This is a genomic window from Nostoc sp. KVJ20 (assembly GCF_001712795.1).
Taxonomy (GTDB): Bacteria; Cyanobacteriota; Cyanobacteriia; order Cyanobacteriales; family Nostocaceae; genus Nostoc.
In genome coordinates this window covers 1-13915 of the sequence record NZ_KV757613.1, presented here as the reverse complement: position 1 = coordinate 13915, position 13915 = coordinate 1, and the positions used below count along the sequence as shown (strand labels likewise).

Sequence of the window (13915 nt, the reverse complement as noted above, 5' to 3'; positions counted from 1 at the left end):
TCTTGGCGATCGCTGAATTGGGGATTGGAGACAAGCAGATAAGGCAACTAGAGAAATAACCTAATCCCCAATCCCCAATCCCCAATTCACTCTTCACCTGAACAATCAAATAGATGTAAACCTAACCGTTGGGAAAGTTCTTCACACACTTTTACCCCCCGGACACTGTTACCACGCACATCCAGCAACGGCGAAAAAACTCCAATGCCCATCTTATTGGGTACAACTGCCATAATCCCGCCAGTAACACCGCTTTTCGCCGGAAACCCTATTTTGTAAGCCCACTCACCTGCAAAGTTATACATCCCACAGGTATACATAACACTTAGAATATCTTTGATGTAACGCTTATCTACCGCCCGTTCTTTCGTGATGGGATTAATCCCTCTGTTAGCAAGGGTGGCCGCCATCACTGCTAAGTCTTGACAATTCACCATCACAGCACACTGTTGGAAATAAAGATCCAGCGCCTCTTCAATATTTCGGTCAATCATGCCAAAGTTAAGCATTAGATGGGCCATTGCGCGGTTCCGATGGCCTGTACTCCGTTCTGAGGTAAAAACTGAAATGTCAACGAATACGTCCCGGCCAATATATCGCCGAAACATATCTAGCACTCGGTTGAGGCGTTCGGTGGGGCCGGAACCTTTAATTAAGCTAGTGGTTGCGATCGCTCCAGCATTTACCATTGGATTATAAGGTCGCTTCGATTGCTCATCCAAAATAATCGCGTTGAATGCATCCCCCGTCGGTTCTACGCCAACTCTAGTCAAAACATAATCCCGTCCATGATCTTCTAAGGCCAGTCCATAAGCAAACACCTTGGAAATTGACTGAATTGTAAAAAGTTGCTCGTAGTCCCCAACGTTGTAAACCTGACCATCTACTGTCACAATGCAAATGCTGAACGAGTCTGGGTTTGCCTTTGCCAGTTCGGGAATGTATTTCGCTACTTCACCCTCCCGCAACGACTTGTACTGGGAATGCAAATCGTTGAGAACAGCTAATAATGGCGATGGTTCTATTTCTAAATCTCCTTGATTTGTCATTAGGCTGATAGCATTTCCAAAATACTCACTATATATAGTAGGGGTGCAGCTGTACATCCCTAGAGTTACAAAGATTTTGTCAAAAACAGCTTGCTCTAAAAAATCATATTTGAGCAATTACTGAAGGCAGAAAATATAGATTGTACTTTTTGATACACACAAAATCCTTTGTCCAAGCGATCGCGAAGTTTTCTTAACTTTTGAGTCATTAATCCTGAAAAATATTAAGTTGAGTATCCTCCTTTTTTTTATACTCAGCAATACTATACGTAAAAGTAATATTTATTACTAAGCTAAGTCTAGTTATGGAGAACAAAAGTGATGATTAATGTAAGTAGAAAAAACTTAGAAACAAGATATTAAACTCAAACTAATTTACATAGTTATTTCAGATGTAACTCATATCACGACTTATTCATAGGTAAATCTAAATATTTGATTAAATAAGTGATTTTAAGTATTTATGCCGATGCTATTTAATTAAAGTTATATTATGTTCTTATAGAAAATCTTCACAAAAGATGTGATATAGAATACACGGAAAGTTACGAGCCTTTAGAACCGATGTGAATGGGGTATCGTTACTTTAGCGTGAAATAAACGTAAAGTTTTTTAAGAAATTTTTGACTTGCCGAAAAAAACGTTACATAGCCGAAGTCCGCATTTGAGAAAGGTTTCACCCTTAAAATTGGAATTGGAATTTGAGAAAGGGGCCGATAGTTACGCTAAAACCCTGATCCCCAAGCTAAAAGGTTCGTGTTAGTCTGTTGCAGTTAAGAATAACAAAGTGAAAACGGAACGAGTTCGAGTTTTTCAAAAGGGAAATCACTTTCATTAGTGAAAAATCCCGCAAGTTATAAAACTTTTAAGTTCTACAGTCGCTTTCAAAAACGGACGCATGAATCAAAGACATTTGTGGACTATTGTTACCCTGTTTCTGACTGTTTTGGGAATCCCCTCAGTCGGTTGCACTCAAACCACCAAGGGAAATGCGCTAGCATCGCAAAAATCACCCGCCCCTGATGTGGTTAAGGTGGGAGAGTACCAATCCAGAGCAGGGAAACAAACCTTGGATGCTGTGATTACAGAAATTCATCCTCACGACATTAAAGGACGTAAGGCGGCAACCCTTTTTATCAGAAATATACCTGTTCTAACTTTTTTGAGTTCTGTATCAAATACCAATCTTGAAACGAAAAAAGTTGGTGAAATTGGAAATACTGGGGGCGTACAAGGGTACGCCCTTATTGCTAGCAATTCATCAAATGCACTGAATTCTGGCAACGTCACAGATGTGAGTAACCAGATTAGTTCCGCCGACAATGACCCGGTTCAGATAGCTGGTGTCATAGCAGCTAAGATCAACCAGTTGAATCGGGAAAATGTGGACGGGAGTAAGATTACCGTAAGCTGGAAAGCAGGGGAAAAATCTACTAGCAATCAAGCGCAAAACAAAAGCGCTCCCCTCCAGCAAAATAGCGATCGCTATGTAATCAAAATTAATGGCGAAGAATTGGTCGAAATCAATGAAGGTACGCGACTAGCAGATAGCACCAACAATCTGGCGCAAGATGCATTGCAAGCAACCAATCGTCTGCGGAGACTATTAGGTAATGCATCTCCCCTAAAAGAGATTGCGAATATGCCAGTGCGTCAACCAATATCAATGCCAAAGCAGCCTCAACAGATTGCCACCGGCTCGGTGCGAGCCACCTTGAGAGGTATAGCTTCTTTTTATGGCTATGATTTTGCTGGTAATCGCACTGCTAGCGGTCAGAGATTTAACCCTGAAGGAATGACTGCCGCTCATCGCAGCTTACCCTTTGGGACAAAAGTCCGTGTAACCAACACCCGCAATGGTCGTTCTGTAGTGCTACGGATTAATGATCGAGGCCCATTCATTCGGGGTCGAATCATTGACGTGTCTACTGGCGCGGCTCGAGTTTTGGGCATGATGGGCAGTGGCATAGCACCAGTACAAGTTGAAGTCTTGGGAAAATAATTATTAGGCAATAGGCAATAGGCAATAGGGAGTAGAGATAGATTTTACCAATGCCCAATGCCCAATGCCCAATGCCCAATGCCCAATGCCCTAAAGTTCCGTATCACTTAATTCCCCTAGTTAAATCATCTCTTCCCTCGATTTCAGATATAAACTAACGGGGGAGGGATCGATAAGAACTAGGGGTATTTTTGTGCGCCTGCTGACAACAGTCGCAGCTTTACGCTGCTATTTAACTAAACGCTACTCAGAAAACAAGCTGATTGCGGTTACTGAGGATCTGAGACTAGATGAGATGACTGGCTGGTATCGGACGGCAGTCGGTCTAGTGCCAACGATGGGGAATTTACATCAAGGTCATTTAAGCTTAATCCAACGGGCGCGGCAAGAAAATTCTACGGTGATTGTGAGTATTTTTGTCAATCCTCTGCAATTTGCTCCCAATGAGGATTTTCAACGCTACCCCCGTACTTTAGAGCAAGACCAGCAACTTTGCGAACAAGCTGGGGTAGATGCTATTTTCGCACCGACTCCGGAAGATATGGCAGTTCCCCAGAAGAGTATACAAGAATCAAAAGTTACACAAGTTATCCCCCCATCTGCTATGATAACAGGCTTGTGTGGTCGTTCTCGGCAAGGTCACTTTCAAGGTGTCGCTACGATTGTGACCAAACTTTTCAACTTGGTACAGCCTGACCGTGCCTACTTTGGTCAAAAGGATGGTCAGCAATTGGCAATTATTAAACGCTTAGTAGCTGATTTAAATTTGCCAGTAGAAATTGTTGCTTGTCCAACAGTGCGGGAAGGGTCGGGTCTTGCCTTCAGTTCTCGTAATCAATATTTGACTGCAACGGCAAAAGAGGAAGCAGCGGTATTATATCGCGGCTTACGACGAGCGGAAGCCGCGTTTCGGGCAGGCGATCGCGATCGCGACAAGTTGATAGCAGTGGTACAGCAAGAAGTGGCAATGGTCAGCACGGTCTCAGTGGAATATATTGAATTGGTTGAACCGACTACGTTGATGTCTTTAGAAAAAGTTGAGGAGGAAGGAATGTTGGCGATCGCAGCTCGTCTTGGTGCTACACGTTTGATTGACAATACGATATTGCGCGATCGTCAACCCATTATCGCCATTGATGGCCCGGCTGGGGCTGGAAAATCCACAGTGGCGCGGCAAGTGGCAGCAAACCTGGGTTTAGTGTATTTAGATACAGGAGCAATGTACCGTGCTGTCACTTGGTTAGTATTGCAAAAGGGGATTGCGATTGATGATGAGTGTGCGATCGCTGAATTAACTAGCCAGTGTAAAATCGAACTTACTCCTAACCAGGATTTACAATCTTCCGTGCGGGTTTGGATTGACGGTACTGATGTTACCCAGGCAATTCGCACCATTGAAGTCACATCTCTTGTATCTGCGATCGCGGCACAAAGCGCTGTCCGTCAAGCACTGGTTAAACAGCAGCAAAACTGGGGTAAAAGAGGTGGTTTAGTAGCTGAAGGTCGAGATATCGGTACTCACGTTTTCCCCGACGCCGAAGTGAAAATCTTCTTAACCGCTTCTGTGAGTGAACGCGCCCGTCGCCGCCAGCAAGACTTTCACAAACAAGGTCAGCCCGAAGTGAGTTTAGAGCAGCTGGAACACGATATTGCCGAACGTGACTGGAAAGATAGTACACGCAAAGTTTCTCCTTTGCAAAAAGCAGCCGATGCGATCGAAGTTGTAACCGACGGTTTGAACACCTTTGAAGTCACAGCACAAATCGTTAATTATTACCAGCAGCATTTATCTCAGTAGTAATCACCGCTATTTGCTGTTATTTTTTTAGTTTCAAAGGGTGGTGGGTGAGTGATTATTCACTTACCATCCTCAAAACTGCATTTTAAAACAAAATCGATAATTTGATGATTTGGCTATGTTTATTGCAAATCAAGATTTGTACTACAGATTTTATATTTATTTAAATAACTAACTCATCTCGCTTGCGACTGATTTCTCACATCGCAATTAATCCTACTAAAGGTGGAAGTATGAAAGCTTGAATTGCTAAATGCTAATTTATTATTGGCTTTTTTCTATGAACATATTAGCCCTTTTTATTTATAGTCATGAATCCCTAGCGATTTGACTTATCACCGAAGTACTTTGTTTTCGTATTCACTTTGGTAGTAGAATGACGATGTTAAGTTTTATGTTCCATCATTAAAGACATAAAACCACCAAAAATAAAAGCTGTTAATTTCCCAAGCTTCTGCAATAGCTTTTAACTGGAAACCGGTAAAGAGAGGATTTGACACAATGGCATTTGTACAGCCCCCACTACCCTTCGACATTAATGCTTTAGAGCCTTATGGCATGAAAGCTGAAACTTTCGAGTATCACTATGGCAAGCATCACAAAGCTTACGTAGACAACCTCAACAAGCTCACTGAAGGTACAGAACTTGCTGATAAGTCTCTGGAAGAGGTGATCAAAACTTCCTTCCAAGACTCCTCTAAAGCGGGAATCTTCAACAATGCTGCCCAAGTTTGGAACCACACCTTCTTCTGGAATTCCTTGAAGCCAGGTGGTGGCGGTGCACCCACTGGTGATCTCGCAGCCAAAATCGATAAAGATTTTGGTAGCTTTGATAAATTCAAAGAAGAGTTCTCTAACGCGGCTGCAACTCAATTTGGCAGTGGATGGTCTTGGCTCATCGATGATGGTGGTACGCTGAAGGTGATCAAAACACCCAATGCAGAAAACCCTCTAGCTCATGGTAAGAAGGCACTCCTAACCTTAGATGTTTGGGAACACGCCTACTACATTGATTATAGAAATGCCCGTCCTGCGTTCATCAAAAATTTCCTAGAAAATTTGGTCAACTGGGACTTTGCTGCTGAAAACTTGGCTAAGGCTTAATTAATTGCCAGTTTTGATCTGGCTACGATGCGGCTACGTGGCTTGTGCCAGATATGTAAAGTAGAAATAATCAGTTAACACCCCTGTCAGCAGTCACGACAGTAGTCTGTCAAGTTTAAATTGATGGGTAAGCAAGTTCGTAGTAAGGACTTTAGTCCTTATTTTCTAAGCACTAAAGTGCTTACTACAAACCCTGAAAACTAGCTTGACAAAGTACTAATATCGTGGCTGTTTTTGGTTGGGCGTTGAGAGGATAGGGGAGATGGGGGAGCAGAAAATTTATCCCTTATACTCCTTTATCTTAAAAAGTAGGGATTATGAACTGTGTACATCAAAACACATGAAAATCTTTCTTACTTAATCCCCAATCCTCGTTGTGACATGAAAATAAAACAGGAGTCACTATGGATAGAGTTTTAAGGCGAGAATATTCTAATTTTTTTCGACCCGCTCGTACAGAATTCATACCTGTTTTCTGACTCCTGAGTTCTGAATTCTTCTTATATAAATATATGGATAATATGGATAGCAAAGAACTAGCGCAATACATCGAAGCAACGAATAGCATCTCTAAACCTTGGGTATTGGTACAACTGCGCCTCAAGAAATTGCAAGAGCGTCGAGCCACCCTTACAAACGATGTTTACACCAAAGAATTAGAAGATATTTACCAAGACTTGATGAATTTGGGGGAATGGTGGCGCGGTATTGAAGATGAGGTATTTTGAGGTATTTTAAAGTGAGGAGTTATGAGTTATGAGTTGTGAGTTTTCCTAACTCCTAACTCCTCACTTTTAACTCCTAATACCAATTTTGTATGAAGCTGCATAGAATTAGATCCCCCCTAGCCCCCCTTAAAAAGGGGGGAACTGGAAAAACATCTATCAAAGTCCCCCTTTTTAAGGGGGATTTAGGGGGATCGAGATATGTGCAACTTCACATTAAATTGGTATAACTTATAACTCCTAACTCCTAACTTAAAACGCAACCTGATGGCTCAAGCTCTCGATCAAGTCGATTACGATACTCTCGATGCCGCAAAACGACGCTTCATCGATGCTGCAAAACGCACACTTGGCTTTGCAAGCAATTACGGCATTGTCCCCGCGTCGGGTCTGGGAGCAAGCGCTAATGCTTTCAGCTTCAACCTCGCTCCGTTTCTGGAGGCGGGGGCTAGAGAACTTTCTATGACACTTGTCCCCGAAGGTCTGGGCACCGCAGACGATACCCGCCCTGATGACCTCTCCGAAGAAGAACTTCGACGATTCTGGTGGAATATTGGGATCAAGATTATCTCGTGTTTGACGAACGACGCTGCAACTTCTGGTATGCAGACTATACTTCTCGGTCTTTATCTGCCGTCGAGTACTCCTGAAACGATATTTACCCCCGCTTTCCTGGATGGATTTCTGGATGGAGTGGTTGAGGGGTGCAAACGAGTGGGGTGTGTTTATCTCTCTGGGGAAACTCCTCAACTAAAAACTAAGATGATTCCAGGGCGGCTCGACATCGCCGGCTCGGTTTTTGGGGTTATGCCGGCTGGTGTCGCTCCCATTGATAGCTCACGTCTGGATGCCGGAAATACCATTGTTCTCGTCGAGAGTTCGGGCCCCCATGAAAACGGCTTTACCCCACTGCGAAAGCTCGCCGAGTCGCTCCCTGATGGCTATAGAACAAAACTTCCAAGTGGGCAGGAGTTCTGGGAAGCGATGAATGCTGCGTCGTATCTCTACACGCCTCTTGTACAGGCGGTACTTGGCGAGGGAATTCGTCCCACGGCGATGGAAAATATTACTGGTCATGGCTGGCAAAAGCTGATGCGGTCGGTGAAGCCGCTCCGGTACGTCATCGAAACAATGCTCCCAGTGCCAGAGATATTTACGTTTGTTGAGGGTCATCTTGAAGGCGGAGCCGAGACAATGCTTTCCGTGTTTAATTACGGTGCAGGATTTGCATTCTATACAGAGTCGGAGCAGGATGCAGAGAAAATTGTCATGCTTGCAACAGAACATCAACTTTCGGCTGTGATTGCCGGAAGGGTTGAGGCGTCCCTTAGCCGCGAGGTGGTAATAGAACCCCTTGGAGTCACTTTGAAGGGAGATTCTTTTGGGATTGCGCGAGGGGTATAATACAGCCCAAGCGTAGGCATAGCCCGTCGTAGACATCGCTAGTTTTCTCGAAGCTTTGTAGACTTACAAAGAAAGGCAGGGGGCAGGAGGAACCCATATTTAAAAACATGTAATTGTAGTAAGGACGCTTTGTATATCGGGCTACGCGTCTCGATCCAATTCTTTTTTTTGACTGGGCAATGACCCAGAACTAAAGTTTTCTTCCTTCTGCCTCCTGCCTCCTGCCTCCTATGATCGCTAAAGTCATTACTGGTCAAATAAAAACAGTGGAATCACTGTTATAAATAATATTTTTACACACAATATAGGATTGCATTTTAGGCTTATTAGAGATCATAACTCTACCAAGACTCTAGTATCTAAGTCATTTACCACAGATGCTATAGGCATATTTATGAAATTTTGGATGCATTATTTATTACTACTTAAAAACAAAGTAGTCCAAAACACCCATGACCACTGAGGTTAAGATTTGCTAACGTAGTCTTAACATATTGAAAAATTTGCTGAGAAAGCTGAGAAAGTAGCAGCCAACACTAAATTTTTAGTGCTGGATATTTCTCATCTGTAGATGTGGCGTTTTAGTGTGTTGAGAATTTATATATTTTATTCAGAGGGGGTTATGGCTGTAAATTTGGCCCGGACTACTGCTTCCACAGAACTTTTGAAGCAAATATTCCATAACATTGATGCACATAGTTGTCCAAGGTTATTCAACTTTCACATGCACACTGTTTACTCGGATGGGAGGTTGCAGCCGAGTGGATTGATGGAACAAGCGATCGCTATTGGTCTAAAAGGGTTAGCCATCACCGATCATCATGGTATTATCGGCTATCAAGCTGCACTTGCTTGGTTAGAAGACTGGAAGTGGAATAATCCTGGTGAAAGCACTCCTCATCTGTGGAGTGGCGTGGAAATCAATGCCAACCTTTTGGATATAGAAGTTCATATTTTGGCTTACGCTTTCGGGACAGAACACCCTAGTATGAAACCCTATCTGCAAAGAAGGGCGACTACAGGGCAAGAATATCAGGCAAGTAACGTGATTGCCGCTATTCATGAAGCCGGGGGGTTGGCAGTTCTGGCTCATCCAGCCCGTTACAAGCGATCGCATTTTGACTTAATTCCAGCTGCGGCCGATAAGGGGATCGATGGCGTGGAAAGTTTCTACGCCTACAATAACCCTAGTCCCTGGCAACCCAGCATAGTGGAATCAGAACAAGTGCAAAAGTTAGCTGATGAATACTTTCTTTTCAATACCTGTGGTACTGATACCCACGGCTTGAGCCTGCTACAACGTTTGTAAAGATGAATCCATTTTTTTTCAACTCTCCTGGTTCAATCTGCCAGGAGGTTATTCTATTTTGGATTTTGGATTTTGGATTTTGGATTATTCAACAAGGGACTATAGCAATAGGCTTGGGTTAAGGGCGGTTGGCAAAAATTTTGGGTTTTTGAGACGCGATAAATCGCCGTCTCTACAAGTGTTTTGGTCTTATCTGAACTGTATTGAGGACTATAGCCGATTCTTGGTAGGAATCACAATCATTGAGAAATAGGGTACTTCATCTGGATTAACTTCATCCAGGGGTATGATTCGTTGCTGTGATGTTGATGCCCGCTCAATATATCTTGCTCGTGATGCTAGCCCTAATTTATGCAGGATATCTCGTACTTTGGTAAAGTGGCGACCTAGCTTCATAATTGCCGCTGCGTCGGTCATTAGCAGATGTGTAGTCAGTTCTTCTGCTGGCAATGGGGCGGGTAAGACAGTGAGAATATCGTTGTAGTAGGTAAAAGGTACACCCAAGGCTACCGGACAAGCCATCAGTGAAGAAACTCCGGGGACAACTTCTGTTTCGTACTGGTCACATAACCGCGTGAACAGGTACATGAAGGAACCATAGAAAAATGGATCGCCCTCACATAGCACTACGACATCTCGACCTGCCGCTAAATGGTCGGCGATTGGTTCAATTTCTTTGTCATAAATAGACTTTGCTTTTTCTGGTTCCAAAGCGCGGGGGAGATGAAATAGCACCTCGATTTGATTGCCAGGAAGATATTGCGCCACGATCGCTCTGGCAATACTTTGTTTATCTGTGGCTGATTGATAAGCTACCACAGGAGCGGCACGTAATAACCGCAGTGCCTTCAGGGTTAATAGTTCTGGATCGCCTGGGCCGACACCAATTCCATAGAGACGACCTTTGGGTTGCATATTCATTCTTTCTCCGTTGCCAGGGCGTTAACTGCTGCTGCCGCGATCGCACTTCCACCGCGCCGACCGTGTAAGGTTAAAAATGGTACATTTCTGCTATCTTCTGCCAGTGCGGCTTTCGATTCTGCTGCACCGACAAACCCTACTGGAAAGCCTAAGATAATTGCAGGTTTCGGCGCTCCTTCATTGAGCATTTCTAACAGTCGGAAAAGTGCTGTGGGCGCATTACCAATTGCGATTACTGATCCTTCCAGGTGCGATCGCCATAATTCTAGAGCTGCTGCCGACCTTGTAGTACCCATACGCTGGGCAAGTTCTGGCACTTCTGGCTCGTTGAGGGTACAGATAACTTGATTGTTTGCAGACAACCGCCGCCTGGTAACGCCATCGGCAACCATCCGGCAATCGCACAGAATTGGCGCTCCATTTGCTAGTGCTGCCCTTGCGGATTGTACTGCTGTTGGTGAATATCCCAAGTCAGTGACAATATCCGTCATTCCACAGGCATGAATGAGACGTACAGCAACTTTTGCTACATCTGGTGGCAACACATTTAGGTTCGCTTCTGACCGGATGATTGCAAAGGAATTACGGTAAATTTCGTTGGCATCTCGGATATAGTCGGGCATTAAATTTTGGATTTTAAATTTTGGATTTTGGATTGAGGTTTAAAGAAGTATTCAGAATTCAGGAGTCAGAATCACTCTTATGGGGAACTTAAGCTTGTTTATTCAGTGTTCGACTGAGCGCTCACGCTGAAATCCACCAGTCTCACAGAATTCAATTCTGTTAGCGGTAGCGTGGCGTTTAGCCCATTCTAAATTCTGATTCCTGAATTCTGTTTTGTTAAATAATTGCTGTAATTGTGTCAGTGCATATCGATTAGCAAATTCTCCAAAAGACTCATCAGAATTTAAGCGTTGAATTTTATATACATATAGCATCCGCTCTATTAATGCAGGTAGTTCGGCAAAAGTTACATATTGATATAGTTCACGTCCGAATTTATGTTTGCTGTCACCAACATAAACGTGATAGCCCTCTACGGTTTCATTGTCAACTTCAATGCTGACGCCGAGGAGAGTAATATCACTCTTGCCATGCTGGGCACAGGATTTTTCGCAGCCAGTGAAGTGGATATTAACTGGACAATCGAGAGGAACGCGAGTTTTAAGATACTCCGCTAATGCCAACGCATGACTTTTGGTATCCGTAGCCGAAGAGGCGCAACCTTTTTTACCAGAACAAGCAACTAATGCACTCTGGATGTTGGTTACAGAGGAATCTAATCCTAAGAAAGCAATTTCGCTTTGGACATCAGCCACCCATTGCTGAGGAATATCTGTAAGAAGCAAATTTTGCCAAGGGGTTAGCCTGAGAGTTCCACTGCCATATTTTGCTGCTAAATCCGCTAAACCCCCCATCTGTCTACTCTCCAATCGCCCAAGGGGCAAGACAACACCAATGTAAAATAAGCCTTGCTGACGTTGGGGATGGATACCAATATGCTGATATTTCGCATTTGACCTCTTCCCCAACCTCTCTCCTACAAGGCTACCGTGTACACACGAATCGGAGTTACTTTGAGATCCGGGTTTTACCCCCCTTAATCCCCCCTTGGAAAGGGGGGAAACAAGAAAATCTAGTTCTCTCCCCTTTCCAAGGGGAGGGTTAGGGTGGGGTAATTTGAGAACTTGTAGTGATTCGATAACTTGTGTGTACACCGTAGCTCCTACAAGGAGAGGGGAGAATTTCTCCCCCGGTTGGGGGGTTAGGTCTTTTCTTATTTCACTACAGAAAAGCGGGAAAGGTAAACACTGTTCAACTTCCTGGAGATAATTTTCACAACCCAAAGTATTGAGTAACTCTCTCAGACGTAGACGCCGCTTACTTGTAGTATTACTATGAGCTAGATAGACATCCGCCAAAGCTGCCAAGACGGGCAAACATTCCTCTGGTGGTAACAAAATTCCCGTATCGCTGGGCGGTTGACCCTTCTCGCCGACACTGAGATAGAGACGAAAGTAAACATTATCGTCAACTAAGACAGCAACAAAGGCGATATCATTCAAGCGATCGCACACTCGAATTATCCCACCACCATCAAAGCAAACGCTAAACTTTGCCGACAGTCCCGAAAGCGCCGGATGTGCAGTAATATAATCATCCCAACTTTGGACAAAAGGGCGAGTGTCGATTAATTCTTGGGGATCGATACCAGCAGTTGGACTGGTCATAATATTGCGGATTTGGTCTACAACAGTATTGCCAGAACCCAATCCCATATCTTGTAGGTACTTCAGAACCTCAGCATTTATCCCGGTGCGGATTTCACGGACTTGCAGATTAGCTCGATTAGTCACATCTATATAGCCGCCACCGTGTTGTTCTGCTATATCTGCGATCGCACGGCACTGCTGACTACTAATAATTCCACCCGGTATTCTAATGCGAGATAATATACCATCTGCGGCGGGAGTAGGATAAAACAGGCCAGGACAAGTGGCAAATCCAGAAAGCAAATTTAGAACTCCTTCCCCGTGCAACGCAGGGAGTAGACGGTGAGTGTGTCTTGACGACATCCTGAGAGTTGGCATTCTGACTTGGGTGATCCCATCACAGCTGCGGCACAGTCCCGGAATTTCACCGGAGTTTCCCAAATCTCAGCTTTAGTAATTTAGATTTTGTTTTGGTTATGGATATTAACCAGACATCATCCAGATAATCATCTTACATTACCATCGCCATAAATTTTACCTTAGCTTATCCACTGGCGTTTTAGGTGGTTGATGGCTACGTTGGTGCGATCGCGTGGTGAGTTTTTGTTTTTATCCCCTTGCGGGGTAGTGCGATCGGAAAGATTTGAATGGAGTGTTTACCGTCCGCCAATCATTCCCGTTTCCATCCCCTTTCGGGGCGATGCGATCGGAAAGGCAACATTATGCCCCGTTGCAATACCAAATAACTTGTTTCCATCCCCTTTCGGGGCGATGTGATCGTAAAGTCAAAATTCCACTGGCGATGTTACAGACGCATTAGACGTTTCCATCCCCTTTCGGGGCGATGTGATCGTAAAGACAAGGTGAAATTTGCCAAAGGAAACCGAGGCAAAAACGTTTCCATCCCCTTTCGGGGCGATGTGATCGTAAAGGCAGGGTTTCGGTGTGCGCCTTCGCAACACCATCCTTTCGTTTCCATCCCCTTTCGGGGCGATGTGATCGTAAAGTTACCATCACGACATGTTTGTGGCGATGGTAAAAGAGTTTCCATCCCCTTTCGGGGCGATGTGATCGTAAAGTCAAGCAAATCAAGGGAGACCTTGTCCGACCAGTTGTTTCCATCCCCTTTCGGGGCGATGTGATCGTAAAGAAAGCGCGTACGCATTTACTGACAAAGAATATCTCCAGTTTCCATCCCCTTTCGGGGCGATGTGATCGTAAAGCAAACTGCCATGGCATTGGCAGTTTAAGCCTTCCTCAGTTTAATGGGTAGGGCAGGGATATTTCTATCCCTTTCCCCCCGACAAACCGGACAAGCAAGTTAACCAAGCATCCGGCTTTAGCAAATCCTAAAGCTACCAAAGACTCAGTTCATCATCGAGTTCAGAAT

General features: G+C 44.2%; 10 protein-coding genes, 1 CRISPR repeat array and 1 riboswitch. Of the genes, 6 read left to right on the top strand and 4 right to left on the bottom strand.

Annotation, left to right across the window (positions count from 1 at the left end; translation table 11 throughout):
- Positions 1-86 precede the first annotated feature (86 nt).
- A complete protein-coding gene (gene glsA, locus A4S05_RS14750; protein ID WP_069070600.1) occupies positions 87-1049 on the bottom strand; it encodes a glutaminase A in 963 nt (320 codons plus the stop codon).
- A gap of 898 nt (positions 1050-1947) precedes the next feature.
- Between glsA and A4S05_RS14745 the strand changes: the two genes are divergently transcribed.
- From A4S05_RS14745 to A4S05_RS14720, 6 genes are all read left to right on the top strand, one after another.
- Positions 1948-3051: a septal ring lytic transglycosylase RlpA family protein gene (locus A4S05_RS14745; protein WP_069070578.1), complete on the top strand. Its 1104-nt coding sequence runs from the start codon at positions 1948-1950 to the stop codon at positions 3049-3051.
- Positions 3052-3244: 193 nt separating this feature from the next.
- The gene (locus A4S05_RS14740) at positions 3245-4849 is read left to right on the top strand and encodes a bifunctional pantoate--beta-alanine ligase/(d)CMP kinase (protein WP_069070577.1); all 1605 of its coding nucleotides are present in this window, start codon (positions 3245-3247) and stop codon (positions 4847-4849) included.
- Between the two features lie 501 nt (positions 4850-5350).
- Entirely contained in the window at positions 5351-5953 is a 603-nt protein-coding gene (locus A4S05_RS14735; protein ID WP_069070576.1) for a superoxide dismutase [Fe], read from the top strand.
- Positions 5954-6474: 521 nt separating this feature from the next.
- Positions 6475-6681, top strand: a complete 207-nt coding sequence (locus A4S05_RS14730) for a hypothetical protein (protein WP_069070599.1) — start codon at positions 6475-6477, stop codon at positions 6679-6681.
- A 264-nt stretch (positions 6682-6945) separates the two neighbouring features.
- The gene (locus tag A4S05_RS14725; protein WP_069070575.1) at positions 6946-8082 is read left to right on the top strand and encodes an AIR synthase related protein; all 1137 of its coding nucleotides are present in this window, start codon (positions 6946-6948) and stop codon (positions 8080-8082) included.
- 622 nt (positions 8083-8704) lie between these two features.
- The gene (locus tag A4S05_RS14720; protein ID WP_069070574.1) at positions 8705-9391 is read left to right on the top strand and encodes a PHP domain-containing protein; all 687 of its coding nucleotides are present in this window, start codon (positions 8705-8707) and stop codon (positions 9389-9391) included.
- Positions 9392-9601: 210 nt separating this feature from the next.
- On the opposite strand, the gene A4S05_RS14715 is transcribed toward A4S05_RS14720, so the two are convergent.
- The 3 genes from A4S05_RS14715 to cobG all read right to left on the bottom strand — a co-directional run bounded on the left by A4S05_RS14715 (position 9602) and on the right by cobG (position 12903).
- A complete protein-coding gene (locus tag A4S05_RS14715; protein WP_069070573.1) occupies positions 9602-10306 on the bottom strand; it encodes a precorrin-2 C(20)-methyltransferase in 705 nt (234 codons plus the stop codon).
- Between the two features lie 2 nt (positions 10307-10308).
- On the bottom strand, positions 10309-10935 hold the full coding sequence (locus A4S05_RS14710; protein ID WP_069070572.1) for a precorrin-8X methylmutase: 627 nt from the start codon (positions 10933-10935) through the stop codon (positions 10309-10311).
- Positions 10936-11037: 102 nt separating this feature from the next.
- Complete coding sequence (cobG, locus tag A4S05_RS38895; RefSeq protein WP_176727013.1) at positions 11038-12903, bottom strand: precorrin-3B synthase; 1866 nt, start codon at positions 12901-12903, stop codon at positions 11038-11040.
- Positions 12877-12993, bottom strand: a riboswitch (cobalamin riboswitch). It overlaps the preceding gene by 27 nt.
- A 137-nt stretch (positions 12994-13130) precedes the next feature.
- Positions 13131-13748: direct repeats of the CRISPR family, unit length 36 nt; unit sequence GTTTCCATCCCCTTTCGGGGCGATGTGATCGTAAAG.
- Positions 13749-13915: the final 167 nt, after the last annotated feature.

What these genes read in the sequence shown, in the direction of transcription:
- A4S05_RS14710 (WP_069070572.1), bottom strand. Translation starts at nt 10,935, where the DNA reads ATGCCCGACTATATCCGAGATGCCAACGAAATTTACCGTAATTCCTTT.
- A4S05_RS14745 (WP_069070578.1), top strand. Translation starts at nt 1,948, where the DNA reads ATGAATCAAAGACATTTGTGGACTATTGTTACCCTGTTTCTGACTGTT.
- cobG (WP_176727013.1), bottom strand. Translation starts at nt 12,903, where the DNA reads ATGCCAACTCTCAGGATGTCGTCAAGACACACTCACCGTCTACTCCCT.
- A4S05_RS14725 (WP_069070575.1), top strand. Translation starts at nt 6,946, where the DNA reads ATGGCTCAAGCTCTCGATCAAGTCGATTACGATACTCTCGATGCCGCA.
- A4S05_RS14715 (WP_069070573.1), bottom strand. Translation starts at nt 10,306, where the DNA reads ATGCAACCCAAAGGTCGTCTCTATGGAATTGGTGTCGGCCCAGGCGAT.
- glsA (WP_069070600.1), bottom strand. Translation starts at nt 1,049, where the DNA reads ATGACAAATCAAGGAGATTTAGAAATAGAACCATCGCCATTATTAGCT.
- A4S05_RS14730 (WP_069070599.1), top strand. Translation starts at nt 6,475, where the DNA reads ATGGATAGCAAAGAACTAGCGCAATACATCGAAGCAACGAATAGCATC.
- A4S05_RS14735 (WP_069070576.1), top strand. Translation starts at nt 5,351, where the DNA reads ATGGCATTTGTACAGCCCCCACTACCCTTCGACATTAATGCTTTAGAG.
- A4S05_RS14720 (WP_069070574.1), top strand. Translation starts at nt 8,705, where the DNA reads ATGGCTGTAAATTTGGCCCGGACTACTGCTTCCACAGAACTTTTGAAG.